At 61.7% G+C, this 25601-nt stretch carries 22 protein-coding genes and 1 pseudogene; 1 reads left to right on the plus strand and 22 read right to left on the minus strand.

Features of this window, described 5'->3' with window-relative positions:
• Nucleotides 1-24 precede the first annotated feature (24 nt).
• The 7 genes and pseudogenes from purU to L904_RS05825 all read right to left on the minus strand — a co-directional run bounded on the left by purU (nt 25) and on the right by L904_RS05825 (nt 8750).
• Entirely contained in the window at nt 25-909 is an 885-nt protein-coding gene (gene purU / locus L904_RS05795) for a formyltetrahydrofolate deformylase (protein ID WP_020812330.1), read from the minus strand.
• 21 nt (nt 910-930) lie between these two features.
• Nucleotides 931-2325, minus strand: a complete 1395-nt coding sequence (locus tag L904_RS05800) for an L-serine ammonia-lyase (protein WP_020812331.1) — start codon at nt 2323-2325, stop codon at nt 931-933.
• Nucleotides 2326-3593, minus strand: a pseudogene (glyA, locus tag L904_RS05805) (serine hydroxymethyltransferase).
• A gap of 17 nt (nt 3594-3610) precedes the next feature.
• Nucleotides 3611-4165 carry a sarcosine oxidase subunit gamma family protein gene (gene soxG, locus L904_RS05810; RefSeq protein WP_020812333.1) on the minus strand — a complete coding sequence of 185 codons (555 nt, stop codon included), beginning with the start codon at nt 4163-4165 and terminating at the stop codon, nt 3611-3613.
• Nucleotides 4166-4178: 13 nt separating this feature from the next.
• Entirely contained in the window at nt 4179-7169 is a 2991-nt protein-coding gene (locus tag L904_RS05815) for a sarcosine oxidase subunit alpha (protein ID WP_059762482.1), read from the minus strand.
• Nucleotides 7166-7486 (minus strand): sarcosine oxidase subunit delta, encoded by a 321-nt coding sequence (locus L904_RS05820; protein WP_003504489.1) that lies wholly within the window; start codon nt 7484-7486, stop codon nt 7166-7168. Before L904_RS05820 ends, L904_RS05815 begins: the two co-directional genes overlap by 4 nt.
• A gap of 10 nt (nt 7487-7496) precedes the next feature.
• Nucleotides 7497-8750 carry a sarcosine oxidase subunit beta family protein gene (locus L904_RS05825; RefSeq protein WP_031234322.1) on the minus strand — a complete coding sequence of 418 codons (1254 nt, stop codon included), beginning with the start codon at nt 8748-8750 and terminating at the stop codon, nt 7497-7499.
• Between the two features lie 146 nt (nt 8751-8896).
• Between L904_RS05825 and L904_RS05830 the strand changes: the two genes are divergently transcribed.
• A complete protein-coding gene (locus L904_RS05830; protein ID WP_020812335.1) occupies nt 8897-9943 on the plus strand; it encodes a GlxA family transcriptional regulator in 1047 nt (348 codons plus the stop codon).
• Between the two features lie 16 nt (nt 9944-9959).
• Here L904_RS05830 and L904_RS05835 read toward each other — a convergent pair whose 3' ends face one another.
• The 15 genes from L904_RS05835 to L904_RS05905 form a co-directional block, all read right to left on the minus strand.
• Nucleotides 9960-10292 (minus strand): cytochrome C oxidase subunit IV family protein, encoded by a 333-nt coding sequence (locus tag L904_RS05835; RefSeq protein ID WP_031234323.1) that lies wholly within the window; start codon nt 10290-10292, stop codon nt 9960-9962.
• 14 nt (nt 10293-10306) lie between these two features.
• Nucleotides 10307-11032, minus strand: a complete 726-nt coding sequence (locus tag L904_RS05840; protein WP_020812337.1) for a heme-copper oxidase subunit III family protein — start codon at nt 11030-11032, stop codon at nt 10307-10309.
• Between the two features lie 12 nt (nt 11033-11044).
• Entirely contained in the window at nt 11045-11749 is a 705-nt protein-coding gene (locus tag L904_RS05845; RefSeq protein WP_003521988.1) for a cytochrome c oxidase subunit 3, read from the minus strand.
• A complete protein-coding gene (locus L904_RS05850) occupies nt 11746-13524 on the minus strand; it encodes a cytochrome c oxidase subunit I (RefSeq protein ID WP_020812338.1) in 1779 nt (592 codons plus the stop codon). Before L904_RS05850 ends, L904_RS05845 begins: the two co-directional genes overlap by 4 nt.
• Before the next feature lie 53 nt (nt 13525-13577).
• On the minus strand, nt 13578-14393 hold the full coding sequence (locus tag L904_RS05855; RefSeq protein ID WP_020812339.1) for a cytochrome c oxidase subunit II: 816 nt from the start codon (nt 14391-14393) through the stop codon (nt 13578-13580).
• A 291-nt stretch (nt 14394-14684) separates the two neighbouring features.
• Nucleotides 14685-15500, minus strand: a complete 816-nt coding sequence (locus L904_RS05860; RefSeq protein WP_020812341.1) for a DUF2189 domain-containing protein — start codon at nt 15498-15500, stop codon at nt 14685-14687.
• A 143-nt stretch (nt 15501-15643) separates the two neighbouring features.
• A complete protein-coding gene (locus L904_RS05865; protein WP_020812342.1) occupies nt 15644-17089 on the minus strand; it encodes an FGGY family carbohydrate kinase in 1446 nt (481 codons plus the stop codon).
• Nucleotides 17089-18336, minus strand: a complete 1248-nt coding sequence (locus L904_RS05870; protein ID WP_020812343.1) for an NAD(P)/FAD-dependent oxidoreductase — start codon at nt 18334-18336, stop codon at nt 17089-17091. The genes L904_RS05865 and L904_RS05870 overlap by 1 nt, the downstream gene beginning before the upstream one ends.
• Nucleotides 18333-19730: an NAD(P)/FAD-dependent oxidoreductase gene (locus L904_RS05875; protein WP_031234324.1), complete on the minus strand. Its 1398-nt coding sequence runs from the start codon at nt 19728-19730 to the stop codon at nt 18333-18335. The genes L904_RS05870 and L904_RS05875 overlap by 4 nt, the downstream gene beginning before the upstream one ends.
• Before the next feature lie 144 nt (nt 19731-19874).
• Nucleotides 19875-20669: an ABC transporter permease gene (locus L904_RS05880; protein WP_020812344.1), complete on the minus strand. Its 795-nt coding sequence runs from the start codon at nt 20667-20669 to the stop codon at nt 19875-19877.
• Between the two features lie 12 nt (nt 20670-20681).
• The gene (locus tag L904_RS05885) at nt 20682-21560 is read right to left on the minus strand and encodes an ABC transporter permease (RefSeq protein WP_003521979.1); all 879 of its coding nucleotides are present in this window, start codon (nt 21558-21560) and stop codon (nt 20682-20684) included.
• Nucleotides 21557-22630, minus strand: coding sequence for an ABC transporter ATP-binding protein (locus L904_RS05890; RefSeq protein ID WP_020812345.1), 1074 nt, complete (start codon nt 22628-22630; stop codon nt 21557-21559). Before L904_RS05890 ends, L904_RS05885 begins: the two co-directional genes overlap by 4 nt.
• A gap of 275 nt (nt 22631-22905) precedes the next feature.
• The gene (locus L904_RS05895; RefSeq protein ID WP_035261025.1) at nt 22906-23946 is read right to left on the minus strand and encodes an ABC transporter substrate-binding protein; all 1041 of its coding nucleotides are present in this window, start codon (nt 23944-23946) and stop codon (nt 22906-22908) included.
• Between the two features lie 62 nt (nt 23947-24008).
• Nucleotides 24009-24674 carry an RraA family protein gene (locus L904_RS05900; protein WP_003521976.1) on the minus strand — a complete coding sequence of 222 codons (666 nt, stop codon included), beginning with the start codon at nt 24672-24674 and terminating at the stop codon, nt 24009-24011.
• Between the two features lie 15 nt (nt 24675-24689).
• Nucleotides 24690-25493: a carbon-nitrogen hydrolase family protein gene (locus L904_RS05905; protein ID WP_020812347.1), complete on the minus strand. Its 804-nt coding sequence runs from the start codon at nt 25491-25493 to the stop codon at nt 24690-24692.
• Nucleotides 25494-25601: the final 108 nt, after the last annotated feature.

Here is a 25601-nt window from a genome sequence, read left to right on the forward strand (position 1 = left end):
TGACGGTTCCGCAAGAACCCGCATTCAGCCCATGCGTTCGGACACATGTTCTCCGGGAGACGCGGGAAAAACGACCGTCCTGTTTCCGTTCAGGAAGACCCGGTGATGAATATGAGCGTGGATGGCCCGCGCAAGAACCTGGCTTTCCACATCCCGGCCAAGGCTGACATAATCCATCGCGCTTTGGGCATGGGTAACGCGGATCGTATCCTGCTCGATGATCGGCCCTTCATCGAGATCGGCGGTGACGTAGTGGGCGGTCGCGCCGATCAGCCGCACGCCGCGCTCATAGGCCTGCTTATAGGGATTGGCGCCCTTGAAAGACGGTAGGAAGGAATGGTGGATGTTGATGATGCGGCCTGACATTTCCTGACACAACGAGTCCGACAGAACCTGCATGTAACGCGCCAGCACCACGAGTTCCGCCCCGTTATCCCGCACCTCCTGCAGGATCGCGGCTTCCGCCTCGGGCTTCGTTTCCGGCGTGACGCGGATGTGATGGAAGGGAATATCCTCGTTCACCACCTGCTTCTGGTAATCCAGATGATTGGAAATCACGGCGACGATCTCGACCGGCAGCGCACCGATGCGGGAGCGATAGAGCAGATCGTTCAGGCAATGACCGAAGCGCGAGACCATGATGACGACCTTCGTCTTTCGCGAAAGGTCATGAATGTCATAATCCATATCGAAATCGGCCGCGACGGGACCGAACCCGTCAAGCAGTGCATCGCGTCCCGATCCCTGTTCGGAAACGAAGCTCAACCGCATGAAGAAGCGGCCCGTCTCCTGGTCGGTGAATTGCGAACTGTCGTTGATGTTGCAGCCGGACCGGGCGAGATAGCCGGAGACGGCGGCGACGATGCCGCTGCGCGCCGGGCACGCGACTTTCATGATATAGGTGGTCAAATCCTGCTCCCCCTTGATGGATCAGCACTCCGGCAGATTGACGGCGATGCCGCCCTGCGAGGTTTCCTTGTATTTCACATGCATGTCGCGGCCGGTCTCGCGCATCACGGTGATGCAATTGTCGAGCGGCATGAAATGGGTGCCGTCGCCGCGCAGCGAAAGGCTGGCCGCAGAAACGGCCTTGATGGCGCCCAGCGCATTGCGCTCGATGCAGGGAACCTGAACGAGCCCGGCCGCCGGATCGCAGGTCATGCCGAGATGATGCTCCAGTGCGATTTCGGCGGCGTTTTCCACCTGCGCGTTGCTGCCGCCCAGAACCGCGCAAAGCCCGGCCGCCGCCATGGCCGCCGCCGAACCCACCTCGCCCTGGCAACCGACTTCCGCCCCCGAAATCGAGGCATTGTGTTTGATGAGACCGCCGATTGCCGCCGCCACCAACAGAAGGTCGCGGATGCCTTCGCGGTGCGCACCGACGCAATGGTCGAGATAATAGCGCGCCACCGCCGGCACCACGCCCGCAGCACCATTGGTGGGAGAGGTGACGACGCGCCCGCCGGCGGCGTTTTCCTCATTCACCGCCATGGCGTAAACGCTCATCCAGTCATTGGCCTGATGCGGCTGGGTAAGGTTCAGCCCGCGCTCGGATTGCAATTGCGCATGGATAGCCTTCGCCCGGCGCTTCACTTTCAGCCCGCCGGGCAGAATGCCCTCCTGCGTCAGGCCCCGCTCGATACAGCTTTCCATCACCTCCCAGACGCGGTCCAGCCTCGCATCCAGTTCCGGCCCGTAAACAACCTCTTCATTCGCCCGCTTCATCTGAGCGATGGTCTTGCCGGACGCGCGGCCCATGCGCAGCATTTCCGCCGCCGAGCTGAAAGGATAGGGCACCGGCTGCTGCTTGCCGGCGCTCAATCCCCCGGCCGACCTTTGCAGCTCCGTTTCGGTGACGACGAAGCCGCCGCCAATCGAATAATAGACCTCCCGGTGATAGGTGTTGCCCTGACGGTCGCAGGCAATGAGGACCAGCCCGTTGGCATGGCCGGGAAGCGGCGGGCCATAATCGAAGACCAGATCCCTGTCCGGATCGAACCGCAGCGCCGGCAGCCCCTCGGGCTCGACGAGGCCTGTCCTGCGCACCTGCGCCTCGATCTCCTCCACCCGGTCGGGATCGAGCGTATCTGGCTTCAGCCCGCACAAGCCGAGAATGACCGCGCGATCCGTCGCATGGCCCTTGCCGGTGAAGGCGAGTGAGCCATGCAGGCTCGCCCGCAGGCCGAACAGGTCTCCGGCCCCCGGGAACTTGTCACCGCCGCGCAGATCGTCAAGAAACCGGGCGGCAGCGACCATGGGTCCCATCGTATGAGAGGACGATGGGCCGATGCCGATCTTGAATATATCGAAGACCGACAGGAACATTTACGAACCGTAGATCGGGAAAGCGTCGCAAAGCGTTGCGACCTGCGCCCGCACGTCGGCCTCGATTGCGGCGTCACCCTCGGCATTCGCCGCCAGCGCATCGATGACACGCAGGATCAGCACACCGATCTGTTCGAATTCGGCGACGCCAAAGCCGCGCGTGGTGCCGGCGGAGCTGCCGAGCCGGATACCCGAGGTGACGAAGGGCTTTTCCGGATCGTTGGGAATGGCGTTCTTGTTGCAGGTGAGCCCAGCCCGCTCCAGCGCGATTTCGGCGATCTTGCCGGTCACGCCTTTCGGGCGCAGATCGACCAGCACCATATGGCTGTCAGTTCCGCCCGAGGCGATCCCCAGACCGCCCTTCGTCAGCACTTTGGCCAAGGCTTGCGCATTGGCGATGACCTGACCGGCATAATCCGCGAAGTCCGGGCGCAGCGCCTCGCCGAAAGCCACGGCCTTGGCGGCGATGACGTGCATCAGCGGACCGCCCTGATTACCGGGGAATACCGCCGAATTGAGCTTTTTGGCGAGATCGGCATCATTGGTGAGGATCACGCCGCCGCGCGGGCCGCGCAGGGTCTTGTGGGTGGTGGAGGTGACCACATGGGCGTGCGGCACGGGGTTCGGATATTTGCCACCGGCGATCAGCCCGGCATAATGGGCCATATCGACCATCAGATAAGCGCCGACTTCATCGGCTATTCTGCGGAAGCCGGCGAAATCAATCTGACGCGGATAGGCCGATGCACCCGCCACGATCAGCTTCGGTTTCGTCTCCAGCGCCCGTGCCCGAACCTTCTCCATATCGATCAGATGGGTTTCGGCATCGACCTCATAGGAGACAACATCGAACCATTTGCCGGACATGGTGACCGGCGAACCGTGCGTCAGGTGGCCGCCATGGGCCAGCGAAAGCCCCATGATCCGGTCGCCGGGCTGAAGCAGCGCCAGAAACACTGCCTGATTGGCCTGCGCGCCGGAATGCGGCTGTACATTGGCGAATTCCGCACCGAAGAGCTGCTTCAGGCGGTCGATGGCGACCGCCTCGACCTTATCGACGAATTCGCAGCCGCCGTAATAACGCTTGCCGGGATAGCCCTCGGCATATTTGTTGGTCAGCACCGAGCCTTGCGCCGCCAGAACATCGGCAGAACGATGTTTTCCGAAGCGATAAGCTCGATCTGCGTCTTCTGGCGATCGAGTTCCTCAGCGATGGCGTCGGCGATCACCGTGTCCGAAACGGTATTATGCGACAGTCGGTTAAGCATTGTTTCCTCCTTCGAGATCAGGCGATGTCCGCCGCAAGTTCCTTGCAGCCGGTTTCAAGTAGATGGCCAAGATGCGATGCGAAACTGTTCCAGATATCCATGCGGAAACGGTTTTCCGCATCGCGCCAGAGCACCACGCTGACGCCGTCGAAAATCGTCCGGCGTCCCTCGCCGACGGCAATCGTGTCGATGTCGCGGGCGCAGCCCAGCGTCAGCAATTCGGCAGCCTGCGGACCTTCGATCAGGAGCGTCACTTCTCGTCCGGAAATATCGACGAGACTATGCGGATGGCCGGCGTAAACGCCTGCGCAGGCGGCGATAAGCCCTTCGACCGCGCTGACAGGTGCAAGCACGGTCCATTCGTCGGGGCCAAGGCGCAGGACCTCGATGTCGCCTGAAGCGGCGCGGAGGCCGATCCGGTCCGGCAGGGTCAGGCCAAGGGCGGCGTTGAGCGGGGCGAGATCGCCGCGTGCCCGCAGCGACAGCCGCGCCTGCGCGGCCAGAATGCTGACCCGGGCTGCTTTGCTCTCGGCCAGCGTGCCGGAAACGGGGGAGGAAACGCGCATGTTCATTGTCATCTCCAGGTCAAATCTTCAGGCGGGTATTTTCGGGATCGACAAAGACCATCCCGGTGATTTTCGCGGCAATGGTGCGGTCCAGCATCGGAATGTAGACGGTCTCGCCCATCCGCTCATGACCGCCCTCAACCAGCGCCAGCGCAATCGGCTGGCCTGCGGCATCCGAGTGATAGGAGGAGGTGACGTGACCCACCATTTTCATCGGGATCGGCTGTTTCGGATCGAAGACGATCTGCGCCCCCTCTTCCAGCTTCGAGCGGTCTTCGGTCAGAAGACCGACGAGGTGGCGGCGGCCCTTGGCGACGAGATCGGGGCGGGCAAGGCCGCGCTTGCCGACGAAATCCGGCTTGTTCTTGCCCACGGCCCAGCCCATCGCCGCATCATAGGGCGTAACCGTGCCATCGGTGTCCTGGCCGACGATGATGTAACCCTTTTCGGCGCGCAGCACATGCATGGTTTCCGTGCCGTAAGGCGTGATGCCATATTGCTGGCCAGCCTCCCACAGGATTTCCCAGAGCTTGCGGCCGAGCGGCGCAGGCACATTGACCTCGAAGCCGATCTCGCCGGTGAAGCTGACGCGGAACAGCCGCGCCGGCATGCCGGCCACGGTGCACTCCACGCAGGACATATGCGGGAAAGCCTCTTCCGTCAGTTCGATGCCTTCCACCAGCGGCGCGAGCAGCTTCGCCGCGTTCGGGCCGTTCAGCGCAATGGTCGACCATTGTTCGGTGGTCGAGGTCAGCCAGACATTGAGATCGGGCCATTCGGTCTGGAGGTAATCCTCCATCATGTTCAGCACGCGGGCGGCGCCGCCGGTGGTGGTGGTGACATGGAAACGGTCCTCGGTCATGCGGCCGATAACGCCATCGTCGCGGATGAAGCCGTCATCGCCGAGCAGCAGGCCATAACGGCAACGGCCGGCGGCAAGCTTCGTCCAGGGATTGGTATACATGCGGTTCATGAACTCGACCGCATCGGGACCGACCACTTCGATCTTGCCGAGCGTCGAGGCATCGAAAATACCAACGCTCTGGCGCACCGCCCGGCATTCGCGGCTGACCGCCGCATCCATGTCTTCGCCCGGCTTCGGGAAATACCAGGCGCGACGCCATTGCCCGACCGGCTCATAAACCGCGCCGTGCTCCTCAGCCCAACCGTCGATCTGCGTCTTGCGCGTCACTTCGAAATGCGCGCCGCGGTGATAACCCGCAAACGCTCCGAAGGTCGTTGGCGTATAGGGCGGACGGAAGGTGGTCAGCCCCACCTGCGGCTGGCGCTTGCCCAGCGCTTCCGCCGCGATGTTGAGACCGTTGATGTTGGACATCTTGCCCTGATCGGTCGCCATGCCGTTGGTGGTGTAGCGCTTGACATGTTCGATGGAGCGCATGCCCTCACGCACGGCAAGCCGCAGATCCTTGGCGGTCACGTCGTTCTGGTAATCCACGAAAGCCTTGGCCTTGCCGGCATCGCGGCCGCTCGGCAGTTCCGTGTGCGAGACGCCGCTGCCGGTACGGTCATGTTCCACCGCATGGCTGGAACTATTGGCGGCCTTGCCAAGCGCTGTGGCGACTTCGCGACCCCGTTCCGCACCGTCCTTCAACGCGGCCTCGATGCCCCACAGCCCTCGCCCGGCCCCGGCAATCACGCAATCCTCGTTAGTGAGGGCAGGAAGGAACGTAGTCCGTTCATCATCCCAGGCGATCTTGCCCTGCGTATGGGAAAAGAGATGCAGCGACGGCGTCCAGCCGCCCGACATCAGCACGGCATCGCAGGCAATCTCCTGTCCCGCACCGACCGACGCGCCATTAACCGCATTGATCCGGACGGACTTGACCCGCAGCCGGCCCGAGGTCGCCGTGACCGTATGCGACAGCCTGACCGGAATGCCGAGCGCGCGCGCTTCGTTCACCAGTTCCTCGCGCACCTTGGCGCGGGTATCGACAATGGCCTGAACACGCGCGCCCGCACCGTGAAGATCGAAGGCCGCATACCAGGCGCTGTCATGGCTCGTCACCACCACCGGCCGGTTGCCGACCTTGACGCCGTAACGGTTGAGATAGGTCTGGGCAGCGCCCGCCAGCATCACGCCCGGACGGTCGTTGCCGTGGAAGACCAGTGGCTTTTCCAGCGCGCCCTGCGCCAGCACCACCTGGCGCGCCCGCACCCGCCACAGGCGCTCGCGCGGCGTATCCTTCGGCACGGTTTCCAGATGGTCGGTCAGCTTTTCGCAAAGGCCGATCATGTTCTGGTGGTAATAGGCAATCGCCGTCGTGCGGGTCATGACCCTGACGCCGTGCTCCTTCAGCGCCTTCAACTCATCCGCCAGCCAGTTCCATGCGGGCTTGCCGTCGATCTTCGCCTGCGGTTCGGAGAGCAGCGTGCCACCGGCTTCGGCATTTTCATCAACCAGCACGACCTTAAGGCCATCGACCGCCGCCGCACGCGCCGCCGCAAGACCGGCAGGACCGGCGCCGACGATCAGCACATCGCAATGCAGGTTGCGCGAGGCATAAGTGTCGGGGTCCTCCTCCGTCGGCGAAACGCCGAGACCCGCAGCCGCGCGGATGAAAGGCTCATAGACCTTGTTCCAGAAGCTTTTCGGCCACATGAAGGTCTTGTAGTAGAAGCCCGCCGAAAACAGCATATAGGCCATGTCGTTGACCGCGCCGATATCGAATTTCAGGCTCGGATATTTGTTCTGCGAGGTGGTTTCCAGTCCGTTCCAGATTTCCTGCACCGTGGCGCGGGTGTTCGGCTCGAAACGTCCGGCGCCGCGGCGGGTGCCGATCAGCGCATTCGGCTCCTCGGAACCCGCCGCCACCGGGCCGCGCGGGCGGTGGTATTTGAACGAGCGGCCCATCAGATGCACGCCATTGGCGAGAAGCGCGGAGGCGACCGTATCGCCCTTCACGCCGCGATAGGTCTTGCCGTCGAAGGTGAAGCTCACGGAGCGGGCGGCATCCACACGGCCACGGCCGGAAACGCGATAGGAGTTCATTTCGACACCTCGGAACTGGCTGGTGCACGGGTCAGGGAAGAAAGTTCAGGACGCGGCTCGCCCGCCCGATAGGTCGTGAGGAAACGGTCGCTCACCGTATCACGCACGGCGTTGAAGAAGCGCCCGCAGCCATGCAGGTGCCGCCAGCGCTCGAAATGCGGGCCCTTGACGTTTTCGCGGATGAACAGGAATTCTTCCCATTGCTCATCGGTCTGCGACGAGGGATCGGCGGCGCGGGTAATATGGGCCTGCCCGGCATAGGTGAATTCGGCTTCCGGCAGTGTTTCGTTGCAATAGGGGCAGCGGATCAGCAGCATGGTTTTATCCTCAGTGCGCCACGGCGGCGGCGGCCGCTTCGTCGATCAGGCGGCCGGAACGGAAGCGTTCCAGCGTGAAGGGCGCGTTGATCGGGTGCGGTTCGTTCTTGGCAATGGTCCAGGCAAAGGTGTGGGCAGCACCCGGTGTGGCCTTGAAGCCGCCCGTGCCCCAGCCGCAATTGACGTAAAGGCCGGCAACCGGCGTCTTGCCGAGAATGGCCGAGCGATCCGGCGTCACATCGACGATGCCGCCCCATTTGCGCAGCATGCGCATGCGGTTGAAGATCGGGAAGATCTCGACGATGGCCGCGATGGTATGCTCGATCAGCGGCAGGCCGCCGCGCTGCGAATAAGAGGTATATTGGTCCGTACCCGAACCGATCACCAGCTCGCCCTTGTCGGACTGGCTGATATAGGCGTGGACCGCGTTCGACATGACCACGCAGGGGAAGATCGGCTTGATCGGCTCCGACACCAGCGCCTGCAACGGATAGCTTTCGAGCGGCAGGCGCACGCCGGCCGTGTCCATGACGACCGAAGTGTGACCGGCGGCGGAAACCGCGACCTTCTTAGCCTTGATAAAGCCCCTCGCCGTCTCGACGCCCGCGACGGAACCGTCCGCATTGCGGCGAATGGCCGTGACCGGGCAGTTCTGGATGATATCGACGCCGCGGGCGGCGGCGCCGCGGGCATAACCCCAGGCGACGGCATCATGGCGGGCCGTGCCGGCCCGTTCCTGAAGCGCGCCGCCCATGACGGGATAGCGGGCATTCGGCGCGATGCTGAGCGGCGGGCAATATTCCTTGCATTCTTCCGGGGTGAGCCAGCGATTGTCGACACCGTTCAAACGGTTGGAATGGATGTGGCGCTTGAAGCTCTGCACATCATGGACGTTATGCGCCAGCATCAGCACGCCGCGCCTTGAATACATGACGTTGTAGTTCAATTCCTGACTGAGATTTTCCCACAGATCGACGGCGTGATCGTAAAGACGGGCGCTCTCGTCATAGAGATAGTTCGAGCGGATGATCGTGGTGTTGCGGCCGGTATTGCCGCCGCCGAGCCAGCCCTTGTCGATGACGGCGACATTGGTGATGCCGTGCTGGCTGGCCAGATAATAGGCAGCGCCCAGACCATGGCCGCCGGCGCCGACGATGACCACGTCATATTCGGCTTTCGGCTGACTGTCGGGCCATTGCTCGTCCCAGTTCTTGTGGCCGGTCAGGGCATTCCGCAAAAGATTGAAGGCATTAAAACGCGTCATGAGCGGACCCAATGGTTGGAAAATCTCGTGTCGTAAAAGCTGGAGCATTTCCAGCCGAAGCGATCTCGCTTCGGCGTCGGACAATGCGGCACAAAAAAAGGGTAGAGCATTTGGCGCGCCCCGGCTGGACAATCGCGTCTGTTTGCATGAATATTTGCGTCATGACCTCACACCGCGCCAGAAAACGCCTCAGCGTCGCTTTCCTGCTTGCCGACCGCTTCACGCTGTCGGCCTTTGCGAATTTCGTCGATGTGCTGCGCCTTGCGGCCGATGAGGCGGACCGTTCACGGCCTATCCTGTGCGAATGGTCGGTGCTCTCGGCAACCATGAGCAGCGTGCAGTCGAGCTGCGGTGTGAAGGTACAGCCGGATACGCGGCTGATGGACGCCGGGCACTACGACTATATTGTCGTTGTCGGCGGCTTGATCAGCGATCACAGCGCCCTGCCGCAGGAGGCGCTGCGCTTCCTGAAAGAGCGGGCGGCGGCCGGCGTTCCCATCGTCGGGTTGTGCACCGGCGTTTTCATCCTGCACGAGGCCGGCCTGCTCGACGGTTATCGCTGCTGCGTGAGCTGGTTCCACCATCAGGATTTTCTCGACCGTTTCGATACCGTCCAGATGATTTCCGACCAGATTTTCGTCATCGACCGCGACCGGCTGACCTGTTCCGGCGGCCACGGCGCCGCGCATCTGGCTGCCTTCCTCGTCGAGCGCCATGTCGGCCAGTCCGCCGCCATCAAAAGCCTCAACATCATGATGATCGACAGCGCGCTGAGCGGTGAAAAGCCTCAACCCGGCCAGCAGAGCGCACGCAAGGCCAACGATCCCCTCGTCAAAAAAGCAATCCTGCGGATGCAGCAGAATATCGAGGTTCCGAGAACCGTGCTGGAACTGGCGAATGATCTCGGCCTTGGCCGCCGCAGCCTCGAACGGCGGTTCCTGAACGACCTGGGCGCAACGCCTTCCAAGGTCTATCTAGAGCTTCGGCTGGATCGCGCTTTGTCGCTCCTGCGCACGACGCGTGACAGCATCACCCAGATCGCGCTCGCCACCGGTTTTTGCGATGCGCCGCACCTTTCCCGCACGCTGCGAGCCGAGCGCGGTTTCACCCCCAGCGAATATCGCAAGACTCAGGCCGGCCACGTCGCAACCGACGAGGAATTCGCCGTCGGCGTGCTGCTTCCGCAATCCTGAAAATCTTGCCTCGGTTCTAGGAACCGACCCCCATGAAGGTCACCCGGGTAAGAGCCGTATAGTTGGATTCCGAGGCCATCAGGGCTGCGAAGACGAGCACGAGAACCGGCGGAAGCAGGATGGCGTAGATCAGGACCAGCCGTTCCCAGGCCATGTGCATGAAAATCGCCATGATCAGCCCCGCCTTCAGGATCATGAACAGGATGATGAGAGACCATCTCGGATAACTCTGAATGCCGAGATAATCGACCATATAGGAGAAGGCGCTGAGGACGAAAAGCAGCCCCCAGACCACCATGTAAAGTCTTATCGGATGCTGCTGTCCCTGTTGTGACTGTTGCTGTGCCATGATGCCATCCTCACTCACCACAGATAGAAGAATGCGAAGATAAAGACCCACACCAGATCCACGAAGTGCCAGTAGAGCCCGGTTATCTCGACGATCTCGTATTGCCCCTTGCGGCTGGTGAAGAACCCCCGCCTTTCCTCATCGAAATCTCCCCGCCACACCTTGCGCGCGACGATGAGAAGAAACAGGACGCCGATGGAAACATGGGTGCCGTGAAAGCCCGTGATCATGAAGAAAGCCGAACCGAACTGGGCCGCACCCCACGGGTTTTCCCAGGGGCGAACGCCCTCCGCGATCAGCTTGCTCCATTCGAATGCCTGCATTCCCACGAATGTCGCGCCAAGCGCTGCCGTCGCCACCATCAGCGCGGCGGTTCTGCGCCGGTCGCGGCGATAGGCGAAGTTGACGGCCATGGCCATCGTGCCGCTGCTGCTGATGAGAACAAAGGTCATGATGGCAATCAGGATCAGCGGAATGTGCCTGCCGGCAATCGTGAGCGCGAAAACCTCGCTCGGATTGGGCCAGGCTGCGGTGGCCGACATGCGCGCCGCCATATAGGCCAGCAGGAAACAGCCGAAAATGAAGATATCGCTTAGGATGAATATCCACATCATCGCCTTGCCCCAGGAGACGTTCTTGAACGCCCGCTGGTCCGATGACAGATCCGCGGCGACGCCGCGCAGCCCCGCCGGCCGCAGATGCGGATCACTTACCGGTCTTTCCTCCATGGATGCGGCCATGATCGACACTCCTCAGGTGACCAATTGACGGCAGAGATCGACGAAACTATTCGCCCAGCCGGCGAAAAGCGCAAAAAGGACCAGCCAGACGACCAGCATGAAATGCCAGTAGATGGCGCACAGCTCCACACTCAGGCGCATCCTCGCCGACAAGGGCTCGCTCCGGGCACGGATTGCGGTGCGTCCAAGCACGAAAAGCCCGCCCAATATATGCAGGCCGTGCAGGCCGGTGATCATGTAGAAGAAGCTGTTCGATGGGTTATCCGCCAGAATATAGCCTGCGGAGATGAGTTGCCGCCATGCCAGGAATTGACCGGCGACAAAGAAAACAGCCGTCGCAAAGGCTGTCACAAGAGCCGCATTCAGCCTGTCGCGATGATCTGGACGGGTTTCGGTTTTCGCCCATTGCAGCGCCAGACTGCTGGCGGCGAGCGCCGCGGTGTTCACCCATAACAGTCCGGGGATCGGGATACCCCACCAGTCGGCGCCGCCCATGCGGCCGAGATAGGCGCTGATGAGCAAGGTGAACAAGGCACCGACAACCGCCAGAAATATCCCAAGTCCGACTTTCGCGATTGTCGCCGACGATCCCTGCATCTGCGGCGCATCGCCTGCCAGACCGACTTCCAGCCAGGGCTTCGAGGCTAGCCGCTGCCGCGCCATCCACCAGCCGATGATGCCGGCGATTCCGGCCATGAAGACGAGGATGGCGCTCATGACACGGCCCTTTCGGATGGCCCGGCCGCCGCCGGCTGGTTTTGCGGCAGGAAATCCTCAGCCGCGCCGGGCACGCTATAATCATACGGCCAGCGATAAACGACCGGCAGTTCCTTGCCCCAATTGCCATGAACCGGCGGGGTCTGCGGCGTCTGCCATTCCAGTGTCGTGGCCCGCCACGGATTGCCGACCGCCTTTTTGCCCCAGCGCAGGCTCCACTCGAGATTGAACAGGAACAGCAATTGCGCCGCACCGACAATGAGCGCGGCCACGGTGATGAATATGTTCAACGTGTGCGCCGAATCTGGAATGAAAGCGGTTTCGCCCAGCTCGTAATAGCGGCGCGGCACGCCCATCAGCCCGAGATAATGCATCGGGAAGAAGATGGCATAAGCACCGAGAAAGGTGATCCAGAAATGGACGTGCCCCATCGCCTCGTTCAGCATCCGGCCTGTGACTTTAGGATACCAGTGGTGAATCGCACCGAAGATCACCATGATCGGCGCGACCCCCATCACCATATGAAAATGGGCGACCACGAACATCGTATCCGAAAGCGGCACATCGACGACGACATTGCCGAGGAAGAGACCGGTCAATCCGCCATTGATGAATGTGACGATGAAGGCGAGCGCAAACAGCATCGGCAGGGTGAGATGGATATCGCCGCGCCAGAGCGTCAGCACCCAGTTATAGACCTTGATCGCCGTCGGCACGGCGATGATCAGCGTCGTGGTTGCGAAAAAGAACCCGAAATTCGGGTTCATGCCGCTGACATACATATGATGCGCCCATACGACGAAGCTCAGTGCCGCGATGATGACAATCGCCCAGACCATCATGCGGTAGCCGAAGATATTCTTGCGCGCATGGGTGCTGATCAGATCCGAGACGATGCCGAAGGCGGGAAGTGCGACAATATAGACTTCCGGATGGCCGAAGAACCAGAACAGGTGCTGAAACAAAATGGGACTGCCGCCCTCCTGCTTCAATTGTTCGCCCATCTCCACGATGGCCGGCATGAAGAAGCTCGTGCCGAGCAGCCGGTCGAACAACATCATGACGGCGGCGACGAAGAGCGCCGGGAAAGCGAGCAGCGCCATGGCGGTCGCCGTGAATATGCCCCATATCGTCAATGGCATGCGCATCAGCGTCATGCCCCGCGTGCGTCCCTGCAGCACGGTGACGACGTAATTCAGCCCGCCCAAAGTAAAGCCGATGATGAACAGGATCAGCGATGACAGCATCAGGATGATGCCCCAGTCGCGCCCTCCCGGCGTTCCCGAAAGAAGCGCCTGCGGCGGATAGAGCGTCCAGCCGGCGCCCGTCGGCCCGCCGGGTGCGAGGAAACCGGCCACCAGCACAAGGACGGCGGAAAGGTAGAGCCAGTAGCTCAGCATATTGGCATAGGGAAACACCATGTCGCGCGCGCCAAGCATCAGCGGGATCAGGTAGTTGCCGAAACCGCCGAGAAACAGCGCGGTGAGCAGGTAAATCACCATGATCATGCCATGCATGGTGATGAACTGATAATAATGCTCCGCATCGATGAAGGAGAAATATCCGGGAAAACCGAGCTGCAGGCGCATCAGCCAGGAAAGCACCAGCGCCACCATGCCGATTGCGATGGCTGTCAGGAAATACTGAATGGCAATGATCTTGGCATCCTGGCTGAAGACATATTTCGTCCACCAGCTTTTCGGGTGATAAAGCTCGACGTCCTCGACTTCAGCGGGCTGAATGACCTGCCCGGCGCCGGATCCAATCTCGACCATGTTCCAACCTCCCTGTTCCCCGATGCGGTCTTCCCTTCCGATATGCGCGGCGCTTATCTGGCCGCCGACGTTTCCGCCGAAGCCAGCAATTTCGAGAAAGTCGGCTGCTGCTGCAGCCAGGCTTGATAATCGGTCTCGGTATCGACGACGACGGTGCCGCGCATCTGCGGATGGCCCACACCGCACAGTTCCGCGCAGAGAACCTCGAAAGTTCCCGTCCGGGTCGGCGTGAACCAGTAATAGGTCACCGAGCCGGGGATCATGTCCATCTTGGCCCGGAACTCCGGCACGTAGAAATCATGCACGACATCGACCGCGCGCAGCAGCATTTTCACCGGCCTGCCGGCGGGCAGATGCAACTCGCCGCCTTCAACGATGACATCGTCCATTCCAGCGGGATCGTTCCTGTTCAGGCCCAGCGGATTGCCGGGTCCGATAGCGCGCGTATCCGCCCGTCCGAGCCGTCCGTCCGCTCCCGGCAGGCGGAAACTCCATTGCCATTGCTGACCGACGACTTCCACCTCGCTCGCACCGTCCGGGACGGTCACGAACTGGTTCCATACGAAGAGGCCCGGGAGAAGCATTGCAGCCACCCCAACCCCGGTTCCGCCCGCCAGCCACCATTCCAGGCGCTTGTTTTCGGGCTGGTATGCCGCCCGGTTTCCGGCGCGGTGCCTGAAGCGGAACACGCAATAGGCGACGAACAGCACGACGGCCGAGAAAACGAAGCCGGTGATCCAGAAAGTGATGATGATCGTATTGTCGATATAGCTCCAGTTCGAGGCTATCGGCGTCCACCACCACGGGCTTAGCAGGTGGAATACGATCGATCCCACCACCAGCAGAACGAGAATCACAACGACAGCCATCGTCTCCTCCCGTGACCCGGCCACGAATACTTCTACAACCCCATCGCGAAGTATATTAGAATTATCTCATAAATTGATCAGGCGGGCAATTACGGTGGCGCCTGCGGCAGCGTCTCCTTCCTGTGCTACGGCCTCAATCGGGAAGGCAATCGCGAAAAGCAGACAGATCGGAAGAAAACGATACCACATGGCATCCCCGCACTCTCCATGGCCATCCCAACCGCCGCGGCTCCCCTCAGCGGGGCCGCAACGGCAGGGAGGATGATCTACGGATAGATTTCCTTTACGAATTCAGGGCGTACGGCTTGGATAATCGGACACGATCAGTTTCCGATAGAGGTGCCAGGTCGAGTGGCCGAGGATGGGCATGACGACCGCGAGGCCGATAAATACCGGGATCGTGCCGACGACGAGCAAGGCCGCGACGATCAATCCCCAAAGCGCCACCGGAACCGGGTTGGCAAGCGTGGCGCGGATGCTCGCATCCACCGCCGCGACTGCGCCGACATCCCGGTCGAGCAGCAGCGGGAACGCCACCACCGTTGTCGCCAGCACGACGACCGCGAAAACGAAACCGGCCAGATTGCCCCAGATGATGAGGGAGAGACCTTGTGAGGTCGTCAATACGTCCGACAGAAAGGTGGAGAGCGAAACCGGGCCGGTCGCATCGAAAGTCGCAGTGTATATGCTCTGCGCAACAATCAACCAGACGACGAAAAGCACGAACAGCATGACGGCGACCGCGATGATCGACGGCAGGGCCGGAGAGTGACGAACCTCCAGTGCATGCCGCCAGGAGCTATCCAACCCCTGCTCGCGTCGCCGACTGATTTCATAAAGCCCGATGGCCGCGATCGGACCAATCAGTGCAAAACCCGACATCAGCGGATAAATAACCGGCAGCAGATTGGCGCCGGAACTCCACATCACCAGAAAAACACCGGCGATCGGATACATAAGACAGAGAAAAACATAGTGGGACGGCTTTTCTTTAAAGTCCTCAAGTCCCAGCTTCAACGCATCCACAATATCCGGGATGCCAATCTTGCGGACTTCCGGGCGGGCAAATTCACCACTCGCACCGGCCATGACATGGAATGCCGTCATAGCACTTCTCCTCCTGCGCCATGATCCGGCTGGCGGTACAGGAACGCTCGGTGACTTCTTATCGACGCGTCAAACCGCAACCGGCTGTTTTGTAATTTATCAAATTCTGTCGCCTTTGTCGCCTGTTCTTTAAATTGGAGAAATCATATGCCCGCCGCCGGCACGGTCGACAGAACCGCACTTGTGCAGGTTTTGGATCGTTGCCAGCTCCGCGCACTGTCTATGGCGCGTGCGAAGCGGGCATGGTCTTCGGCATCGACCGATCCATCGGGCGTGAATATCTCGGCATCGCCTCGCAGGGCCGCGACATCGACACCGCACAGTTCCGCCAGACCGAGCGCCGTCAGCTCGCGCATGGCGGGCACGCAAATGGTTCGACCGCTGGCGGCGGCCAGAAAGCGGGCGAAATAACGGCTGTTCGACAAGCCGCCATCGATGGAGATCGTGTCGCCTATGGGGGCGACGGCCGATGCCGCCTCGATCAACCGCGCCGTCAGCAGGGCAATGCCTTCCAGCACGGCGCGCACCATGTCACGCCGCTCGGTCGCGTGGTCCATGCCGATGAACAACGGCACGGCCTGCCTGTCCCAATAGGGCGCGGCAAGGCCAGAAAGGGCGGGCACGAAGACAAGGCCTCGGCGAATGACCGAGGGTTCCTCGAAACCGTCGAGTTCGGCATTTTCAGCATAAAGGCCGATCTTTTTCGCCCATTCGAGCGCCGCGCCGGCATCATAGATTCCGCCTTCGATGGCGAAAACCGCAGGCGCACCCTGCATTTGCCAGCCAACGGTCGGCAGAAGCTCTCCCGTCAACGGCCGCCCGTTACCGGCAACGGCCAGCAGAAAGGCCCCGGTTCCGAAGGTTATCTTGCAATCGCCGGCCTTGCGGCAGCCGTGCCCATAAAGCGCTGCCTGCTGATCGACGATGGAAACGCGGATGGGCGTTCCCTCAACCGAACCGAAGCCGCCATCGACAGGGCCGATTTTGGGCAGGCAATCCGGCGGCACCCCGTGAAGCGCGCAGAGTTCCGGGCTCCAGTCTCCGGTGGAAAGATCGAGCAGACCCGTGCGCGACGCCGTTGCAAGGTCGGTGCGGAAACAGCCCGTCAGCCGGTCCAGAAAAAACGCGTCAGTGGTGCCCAGCCGCAAACGGCCTGCGGCGCGTGCCTGTGCCACTGCCGGATTGTGCCTGACCAGCCAGGCCAGTTTGCTGGCCGAAAAATAGGGATCGAGCGGCAGCCCGCAAATTTCTTTCGAACGATCCGTTGCCGAAGGCGGCAGGGCGGCCAGCGCTTCGGCGGTGCGGGCATCCTGCCAGACGATGACCGGCGACAGCGCCTCACCGCTCACGGCATCCCACGCCAGGCAACTCTCGCCCTGATTGGCGATGGCGATGGCATCCACCGGCCCGGCGGCAGCCAGCACCGCGCGGATGTTGCCCAGCAGTTCTTCCGGATCATGTTCCACATGGCCGGCGGCCGGATAAAATTGCGCGTGACGCCGGCTGGCCACGACCTCCGCCGTGCCGCCATCGCTCACCACAAGGCACCGGGTCGATGTCGTTCCCTGATCGATTGCCGCGATGCGCATCAATTGGCCTCCCGAAAATGAAAGGCAATCTGCCCCGCTTCAAACGCAACGCCGGGAATGGGCACCAGCACACGGCGTTCAGGGCGCCACCGGCCGGTCTTGCTCCACACTTCCGTTCCGTCGAGATGCAGCGAAAGCCGGCCTTGAACGCGTCTGGTGAAACGAAGCTGAAAGTCGTGAAATGCGGGTCTGTCGAGCCCACCCGGCCGCAACATGGCGGGAACCGCCAGCTTGAGCGGATCGGCGAAGGTGACGGGCACCCCCGGTGCGCCGCATGGTTCCCGGGCGAGATCGTCAGCCACCGCCGCGCCAACCCGACGGCCTTCGCGAAACGCCCAGCCGCCCGTTTCCACGGCTCGCAAGACATTCCCGCCGGCGAAGAAGATTGGATTGGCCATCCGTCCGTCCTGATCGATCAGCGGCCCGGCGCTGCCTGCCGCAACATCCACGGGGGATGCATTGAGAAGTGCTGCCTCCGGTGTGAACCGCCCGGTCAGCAGAATACCGTCACATTGAACCGTCAGGATGCGACCATCCGCAAGACGGATATCGGCCTCCTCGACCCGGCCGCGCCCGCGAATATCGGTGAGTGCCGCACCACAATGAAAGGGCACCCCGGCCAGTCGCGGAAACCATTGAAAAGGCGACCGCGCCAGCGGGTGAGGCTCCGGCTCGATCATCGCCACCGGCCGGGCGCGATGCGTCAGGCAGGTCAGAAGCGCGGAAAAGGAAACCAGTTCCGAACCGACGATAAGCGGCCGACGAAAGGGCATGATGCCGTGAAAGGCGACATAGGATTGCAGCGTGCCGGTGGTGATCACACCTACCGGCCGATCGCCGGGTAAAAGTCGCGCGGAGCGTGGTCTTTCCCGCGCGCCGGTGGCAAGCACGATACGCCGGGCCTTCAGCGTCTCGACGCCGCGCGCCGACGTCACCAGCAGCGCGCCATCCTGCCCGAGTTCCACCACGGAATGACCGGTGCGGATATCGACACCCGCATCCTGCGCCTGCCGCTGCAGGCGTTGCGCATAGGCCGGACCGAAATAGATGCGTCCGAATTCACGCATGCCGAAGGGCGAATGCAGGCAATGCCGGGTCGCACCGCCAAGGACCGGCTCGCGGTCGAGGATCATCACGCGGGCGATACCGCGCGCTTTCAGCTCCAGCGCCACCGCCACACCCGCCGGGCCGCCGCCGACCACGATCACATCCGCACTCTTTTGCTGAAAAGCTTCCCCTGAGCTCATCGGTCGTCTCCCTTGCGAACGGCAAGCGGGGTCGCCAGACGGTCGCCCGTCATCGCGGCCAGCCGGGCGTTACAATAAAAGCCCTGACAGCGACCCATGCCGGCGCGGGTGCGCCGCCGCAGCCCGCCGAAATCGCCCGGCGGCACCGGGCTTAAAAAGGTCGCCTCGATCTCGCGGCGGGTGACGAGTTCGCAGTGACAGACGATTTCGCCATGATCTGTACGCTGCCAGTCCCGCTCGCAGGTTTCGGTCAGGTTGGGCATCGTCACGTCGGGAGCCGAGGGCGGTGAGACAAAATGCATGCCGAAACCTTCGTGAAGCTTCAGCGCATGTTGCGCCAGACCGAGTGCGGCGCTGAGGCCGGTGGAGCGAATGCCGCCGAGCGTGATCGCCCGCCGGTCCGGCCGGGCGGAAATGCGGTAATGCTTCTTTTCAGACGCCGGCCGAAGACCGGCATAAACGGCGGTCACGGAAACGGAAGCAAGCGCCGGAACGATCTCCGCGCCGCGCTCCAGCAGTGCTTCCAGCGTCGCCGTCTCGACCGTCGCGCGCTCCCGGTCTTCCTGCTCTTCCGCTGTCGGGCCGACGAGAACATTGCCGAAGGCGGTCGGGCACACCACGATGCCCTTGGTGATTTCGGTCGGAACGGGCAGGACGATACGCGGCACATGCCGACGGGCGGCCTTGTCCAGCACCACGAACTGCCCCTTGCGGGGCTTGATGGCGAAGTCGGGCGGAAGCCCCAGACGCGCATCGACGATATCGCCGAACAGCCCGGCGGCATTGACGACACTCGCGGCAAGGATAACGCCTGCCGTCGTCTCGATCCGCCACGCGCCGTCGAATACACCGGACAGGACTTCCGCGTTGCGCACCAGCTGCGCGCCGAGCGCCACCGCCTGCGTGAGATAGCCGAGCGGCGCGGACCACGGATCGATGATATGTTCGCCCGGAACGTCGAGCGCGGCGACAAGGCGGTCGGACAGGCCCGGCATGGTTTCACGGGCCTGCACGGCCGTAAGGAACTCAAGCCCGGCAATGCCGTTGCGCCGCCCCTGATCGGCGATCGCCTGCAGTTTTTCCGCCTCGTCCGGGTTCCAGGCGCAGACCAGCGCGCCTGTTTCGACGAGGCTGAGGCCCATCTGCCCATGAATGGAGAGATATTCCGCCCGGCCTGCCTTCACCAGTTCCAGTTCCATGCTGCCTTCCGGCGCATCGAAGCCGGTATGGAGGATGGCGCTATTGGCCTTGGAGGCGCCGGAGAGGATATCGGGGCCTTTCTCGATGACCACCACCTTCGCACCGGCCAGCGCGAAACGGCGGGCGACCGCGCAACCGACCACACCGGCACCAATGACGGCGACATCAAATTCCGTGGAGGGGGTTTCAGCCATGGGCTTCCCTTTGCCTTCGTCTCTCAAAGCGAAATCAGCAGGCGCGACGGATCGCGCCGATGCAGCAGCGGCGTTCATAAACGGGAGTGAAATTCACGCCTGTACCAGTAGGGGCAGCCAGCACCAGCGGGCGGCCCCGCGACTTTATTTCACGAAAGTCTTGGTCAGGCCCGCCGTGCGGTCGACGATGAGGACGACGGCAAGGGTGAGCACGATCAAGAGAACGGAAATGGCCGCAACGAGCGGATCCGCCTGCGTTTCCACATGCTGATACATGGCGACGGGAAGCGTGGTGATGCGCGGGCCGGTGAGGAACAGCGAAATTACCGCTTCATCGAACGACACCAGAAAGGAAAGTGCCGCCGTCGCCACGACGCCCGGTGCTATCATCGGCATGGTCACGCGTCGGAAAATCGTGAGCGGCGATGCCCCGAGCGTGGAAGCGGCCTCCTCGAAGATCAACGGCAGGCCGGCAAGCGAGGTGGTGAGAACACGCAGCGCATAGGGCAGCACGATGATGAGATGCGCGATCACCAGACCGGTGAAGGTGCCGAGCAGGCCGGCACCGGCAAAGACGATCAGGATCGCGAGGCCGAGAACGATGGTCGGCAGCAGCAGCGGCGCGGTGAAGAAGGCGAGAAGCGCATCCGCCCCGATCACCCGCATGCGCACGATGGCATAGGAGGCGGGCAGCGCTATCAGCATGGAGAGCACGGTGACGATGATGGCGAGAAGGGTGCTGGTGCCGAGCGCTCCCATCATCTTGGAATTGTGCATGAGATCGACATACCAGCGCAGGCTCCAGCCGGAGGGCGGAAAGGTCATGTAGCTATCGGCCGAAAACGAGATCGGCACGACGAGAACGACGGGCGCCAGCAGGAAAAGGAACATGACGAAGGCGACGATTTTCAGCGCCAGCGGAGCGGGACGTTCTTCCATCTTCGATCTCCTTTAAAGAATGGCCCGCAGAAGCCGGGAATAGAGCACCAGGGCAGCGCCGAAAATCACGAGAATGATCATCGACAGCGTCGCCGCAAGCGGCCAGTTGAGCGTCACAATGGCCTGATCGTAGATTTCCGTCGCCAGAAGGAAGACGCGTCCGCCGCCGAGCAGCTTGGGGGTGATGAACGAACTGACGGCGAGAACGAAGGAAAGCAGGCAACCGAGGGCGACGCCGGGCATGGTGAGCGGCACGATGATCCGCCAGAATACCTTCCACGGCGATGCGCCGAGCGTTTCCGCCGCCTCTTCGACACGCGGATCGAGCCTGCCGAAACCCGCCAGCAGCGCCAGAATCATATAGGGCATCAGGATTTCGGTTAGCCCGATGACGACGCCGACCTTGTTGAACAGCAGCCGCACGCCGCTTTCGGCACCGAGCGCTAAGAGGATGTTGTTGATGAGGCCGTCATCGGCAAGGATCGCGATCCAGCCATAGGTGCGCACCACGGCCGAGGTGAGCAATGGCGAAATGACGAGCACCAGCAGCAGCGTCTTCCAGCGACCCTGCGCCCGGTGAAGATAAAGCGCGATGGGATAGGAGGCGATGAGTGTGAGAACCGTGATCAGAAGGCTTGTCAGGATGCTCTGGCCGATCAGTTCGATATAAAAACCGTCGGTCAGGGTGGACGACCAGTTGTCGAGCGTGTGGGCCTCCCCGAGACCGCCGCCGCCAAGGCTTTCACGGAAAGAAAGCAGGAGCAGGTTGAAGACGGGCATCACGAAGGCCAGCCCATTGACCGCAATGATCGGCCCGAGAAGAAGCGTTGCGAGAAACACCATGGAGGATGTGCGGCTGCCGGGAGCCGTGATCATGACCGCCGCTGTCATTGGCCTGCTCCGAAGACCAGCGTGTCCTCCACCCGCCAGACGAGGCTGACCGCGCTGCCCGCCGCCACAGGTGTTTCCCCGCCGGAAGTCGCGCGCTCCACCGACAATGTCTGTCCGCCCGCGGCGATCTCGTAGTGAAGGATATCGCCTGCATAATAGACATCGCGAACCTCACCGGCGATGCGATTGACCGGCGCTCCGTCGAAATCGGGTGCGGCGTCACCGGCAACCGTCATGGCCATGCGGTGCGGCCGTACCATAAGGTCGATGGTGCCACTGTGCGAGCCGGGCGCACGCAATACCGCATCCCCGACCGTGATGTGATCGCCGACGGCATTGCCGACCAGCCTGTTTGTGCGGCCGACGAAGGAGGCGACGAAAGCCGTTGCCGGGCGCTCGTAAAGATCATGCGGCGTGCCAAGCTGTTCCAGACGCCCGCCATTGAGCACGGCGACCTTGTCGCACATGCTGAGCGCCTCGACCTGATCATGCGTAACGAAGATGGACGTGATGCCGAGCTGTTTCTGAATGCGGCGGATTTCAGAGCGCATCTCATCGCGCAGCTTGGCGTCGAGATTGGAAAGAGGTTCATCGAACAAAAGGATGGAGGGCTGGATGACGAGTGCACGCGCCAGTGCGACGCGCTGCTGCTGACCGCCGGAAAGCTGGGCGGGGCGGCGGTCCTCGCGCCCTTCCAGCCGCACCATGGCAATCGCTTCGCGTGCACGCCGTTCCGCTTCGGCAGCCGGTACCTTGCGCATTTCAAGACCGAACATGACGTTCTTGAGAACCGTCATATGCGGGAAAAGCGCGTAGCTCTGAAAAACGAGGCCGATATCGCGCTTATAGGGCGCAAGCTGCGTCACATCCTTGCCGTCGATCAGGATCGAACCTGACGTCACGGGCGCAAGGCCGGCAATCATGCGCAGCGATGTCGACTTGCCGCAGCCGGATGGACCGAGGAAGGCAACCAGTTCGCCCTTGGGAATCTCGAGATTGAGATTATCCACGGCGACCATGGTTTCGTAGCGCTTGGTCAATGAACGAATCGAGAGGAATCCTGGCTGCATGATGTCTGAAGTTCCCATTCTGGCTTTTTGCCTTTCTCCAGAACATGTCCCATCCCGGCGGGTCGCGGACATGCCCTGTCCCTTGATCTATGCAATCGGGGCGGAAATTCACCTGCACTCTGCGCGGCGCTTTCCCTATGCAGGCCTTCGGGCCCCCACCCCTCCATCGATCCCAACACCGACGGAGGAAATGAGCCGGGGCCCATGCCGTTTCCGCATCCGCCCGAAGGGGATGCGGAAGTCTTGCCATTTTTCACGACAGAGACGCGAAAGCCTTAGCGGCTGAGCGGGATGACCTTGCGGCGCCAGTCCTGCGTGATCTGGTCACGAACCTTCGAGAGGCCGATCCAGTCGACCGGGATAACCTTGTCCATCGCCTTGACGACCGTGCGATCGCTGACATCGGGAGCCACCGTGGCCTTGGCGTTCGTCGGCGCATAATACATGGCGGCGGTGAAGGCGGCCTGGGCTTCCGGGCTCAGCGCGTAATCGATGAACTTGCGGGCCGCCTCGGACGACGGGCCGCCCTTGACGAGATTGAGCGTATTGATCTGCAGGATCGTGCCTTCCTTCGGAAGAACGACCTTCATCTTGCCCTTGGAACCATCGGCATTCACCTGGCTGCGGGCATTCCAGCCCACGCCCAGCGACACCTGACCGTTGACGACAGTCGGATAGACTTCCGGCTTCGGTTCCCAGGTCTGGACGTTCGGCGCGACTTCCGCCATGGCATTGATGCCGGCGTCGATATTCTTGATGAAGTCGGTGCCGCCATTCATGTGGTCCATGATGATGGTCGTACCGATACCGACGATGTCAGGAGCGCTCAGCATGGCGATCTTGCCCTTTAAGGCGCTGTCTTTGAGGGCATTCCAGCTATCCGGTGCGGTCTTGATTGCATCGGTATTGTAGATGAGAACGAGGTTGTCGAAAGTCACGCCGACACCGGCGACGCCTTCGAAGCGGGCGTTCGGATAGAGGTCGGCAACGTTCTTGGTAACGCTTTCATCGACCTTGTCGAACAGGCCTTCGTCCGTGCCGGTCTTGGCGACGGAGACGTCCATCAGCGCGATATCGGATTGCGGAGCAGCTTTCTGCGCACGCAGCGAGCCGAGCATGGCGGCAGAACCCTGCTGCGGGAAATAGTCTACCTTGATATCCGGGTTGGCAGCCATGAAAGGCTCGATGACGGCCTTGGTGTAACGCTCCTGGAAAAGGCCGCTATAGCCGAGGAACGTCACGGTCTGCTGGGCGTGCGCCGGCAGGGCGGCCGCGCCAAGCATGAGAATCCCACTCAGAAGTATCGATTTCTTCATTGTCCTGTTCTCCTCTATTGTTATTGGGAGTGGCGAACGGATCCGCCACCCGAAAGATTGTGTCAGGCGCTCAGCTTGGCCTGGACGAATTTATTGGCGCCGGAAATATCCGGCAGCTTCTCGCCGTTGCGCAGGCGTTCCAGAAGCACGATCTCGGCTTCCTGCATGCCGATGGCGCGTTCCGCCATGGCGCGGGCCTGGCTCGGATGAAGGGCGACAACGCCGCTTTCATCGCACAGGATCGCATCGCCCGGATTGATCATCTGGCCGCCGACGCTGATCGGAACGTTGATCGCGCCTTCCAGACCAAGGATCTTGGTGGTGATCGGCGACGGGCCGCGGCACCACATAGGCATGTCGACCTTGGTGAACTCCGAGAAGTCGGTCGCCGGGCCATCGACGACACCGGCTTTGACGCCGGCCATCTTCATGGTGTTGGTGATGACACCGCCCCAGCAGGCGTGGCGTGTATCGCCGCAACGGTCGATGAGAACGATATCGCCCGGACGCACGAGTTGCGTCAGATAGTGAAGCATGGTCGAATCCGCATTCGGGATGCGCAGCGTGACGGCGGTGCCCGCCACGCGCTTTCCCGGAAGAACGGCCCGGATTTCAGGATCGACGAAACCGGAATGAAGCACATGGCCGATCGTTGCGACTTCGACCTTTTCAAGAAGCTCGATGATGTCGGCGCCGATCTGTTCCGGCATGGGGTTGACGATAAACATTGGGTCTTTCTCCGATCAGAGAACGTGGTGGTTCGCCACCGGCACGTTGGCGCGCACCTTGGCCGAATAGTCGAAGTCGAGAGCGGCGCCGGCAGTTCCGACGGTGTCGGAGCATTGCGCGACGATGTGACCCCACGGATCGATGACCATGGAATGACCCCAGCAGGCCTTCTTGCCGCCCGCATGGGTGCCGATCTGGCCGACAGCGAGGAAATAGGTCTGGGTTTCGACGGCGCGGGCGCGGGCCAGCACTTCCCAATGGTCCTTGCCTGTCATCAGCGTGAAAGCGGCCGGCAGAACGATGACATCTGCACCCTTGTCCCGCAGGGCGCGGAATAGTTCCGGGAAGCGGATATCGTAGCAGATGCCGCAACCGACCGTCCTGTCGCCAACCTTGTAGGTCACGACCTCTTCGCCACGGGCAACGGAATCGGATTCACGGTAGCTGATGCCGTTCGGCGTATCGACATCGAACAGGTGAATTTTACGGTAACGGGCGATCTGTTTGCCGTCCGGGCCGAAAACGAGCGTCGAATTGTAGAAGCGGTTGCCTTCCTTCTCGACGATGGAACCGGCATGCAGCGTGATCGCGTGCTTTCTGGCCAGATCCGAAAGCAGCGAGTAAATCTCGCCGCCGGGGAATTCTTCCCCGCTCTCATGCATTTCCTGAGGATTATCCCCAAGAAATGCGAAGTATTCCGGAAGAACAACAAGATCAGGACTATCCGACTTGACTGCCTTCTCAATTAAATCGGCAGCAACCTTGAGGTTTTCTGCCTTGTCGTTCTGGGTATTCATTTGAACAAGTGAGACTTTCACGTTGCTCTCCTCTCATGTTGCGAGGAGAATTAAGAACGGGAACTGTTTTCCTGACAAACGGAAAAACTCTATCGAAACCCATAAGGTAAGCTTATAGATTAATCATTT

The organism is Agrobacterium sp. LY4, from assembly GCF_001526585.1.
In the GTDB taxonomy this organism is placed as follows: Bacteria; Pseudomonadota; Alphaproteobacteria; order Rhizobiales; family Rhizobiaceae; genus Agrobacterium; species Agrobacterium leguminum.

Excerpts from the sequence above, each read along its gene's own strand:
- L904_RS05800 (WP_020812331.1), bottom strand. The coding sequence starts at position 2,325 with ATGTTCCTGTCGGTCTTCGATATATTCAAGATCGGCATCGGCCCATCG.
- soxG (WP_020812333.1), bottom strand. The coding sequence starts at position 4,165 with ATGAACATGCGCGTTTCCTCCCCCGTTTCCGGCACGCTGGCCGAGAGC.
- L904_RS05815 (WP_059762482.1), bottom strand. The coding sequence starts at position 7,169 with ATGAACTCCTATCGCGTTTCCGGCCGTGGCCGTGTGGATGCCGCCCGC.
- L904_RS05820 (WP_003504489.1), bottom strand. The coding sequence starts at position 7,486 with ATGCTGCTGATCCGCTGCCCCTATTGCAACGAAACACTGCCGGAAGCC.
- L904_RS05825 (WP_031234322.1), bottom strand. The coding sequence starts at position 8,750 with ATGACGCGTTTTAATGCCTTCAATCTTTTGCGGAATGCCCTGACCGGC.
- L904_RS05830 (WP_020812335.1), top strand. The coding sequence starts at position 8,897 with ATGAATATTTGCGTCATGACCTCACACCGCGCCAGAAAACGCCTCAGC.
- L904_RS05835 (WP_031234323.1), bottom strand. The coding sequence starts at position 10,292 with ATGGCACAGCAACAGTCACAACAGGGACAGCAGCATCCGATAAGACTT.
- L904_RS05840 (WP_020812337.1), bottom strand. The coding sequence starts at position 11,032 with ATGGCCGCATCCATGGAGGAAAGACCGGTAAGTGATCCGCATCTGCGG.
- L904_RS05845 (WP_003521988.1), bottom strand. The coding sequence starts at position 11,749 with ATGAGCGCCATCCTCGTCTTCATGGCCGGAATCGCCGGCATCATCGGC.
- L904_RS05850 (WP_020812338.1), bottom strand. The coding sequence starts at position 13,524 with ATGGTCGAGATTGGATCCGGCGCCGGGCAGGTCATTCAGCCCGCTGAA.
- L904_RS05855 (WP_020812339.1), bottom strand. The coding sequence starts at position 14,393 with ATGGCTGTCGTTGTGATTCTCGTTCTGCTGGTGGTGGGATCGATCGTA.
- L904_RS05860 (WP_020812341.1), bottom strand. The coding sequence starts at position 15,500 with ATGACGGCATTCCATGTCATGGCCGGTGCGAGTGGTGAATTTGCCCGC.
- L904_RS05865 (WP_020812342.1), bottom strand. The coding sequence starts at position 17,089 with ATGCGCATCGCGGCAATCGATCAGGGAACGACATCGACCCGGTGCCTT.
- L904_RS05870 (WP_020812343.1), bottom strand. The coding sequence starts at position 18,336 with ATGAGCTCAGGGGAAGCTTTTCAGCAAAAGAGTGCGGATGTGATCGTG.
- L904_RS05875 (WP_031234324.1), bottom strand. The coding sequence starts at position 19,730 with ATGGCTGAAACCCCCTCCACGGAATTTGATGTCGCCGTCATTGGTGCC.
- L904_RS05880 (WP_020812344.1), bottom strand. The coding sequence starts at position 20,669 with ATGGAAGAACGTCCCGCTCCGCTGGCGCTGAAAATCGTCGCCTTCGTC.
- L904_RS05885 (WP_003521979.1), bottom strand. The coding sequence starts at position 21,560 with ATGACAGCGGCGGTCATGATCACGGCTCCCGGCAGCCGCACATCCTCC.
- L904_RS05890 (WP_020812345.1), bottom strand. The coding sequence starts at position 22,630 with ATGCAGCCAGGATTCCTCTCGATTCGTTCATTGACCAAGCGCTACGAA.
- L904_RS05895 (WP_035261025.1), bottom strand. The coding sequence starts at position 23,946 with ATGAAGAAATCGATACTTCTGAGTGGGATTCTCATGCTTGGCGCGGCC.
- L904_RS05900 (WP_003521976.1), bottom strand. The coding sequence starts at position 24,674 with ATGTTTATCGTCAACCCCATGCCGGAACAGATCGGCGCCGACATCATC.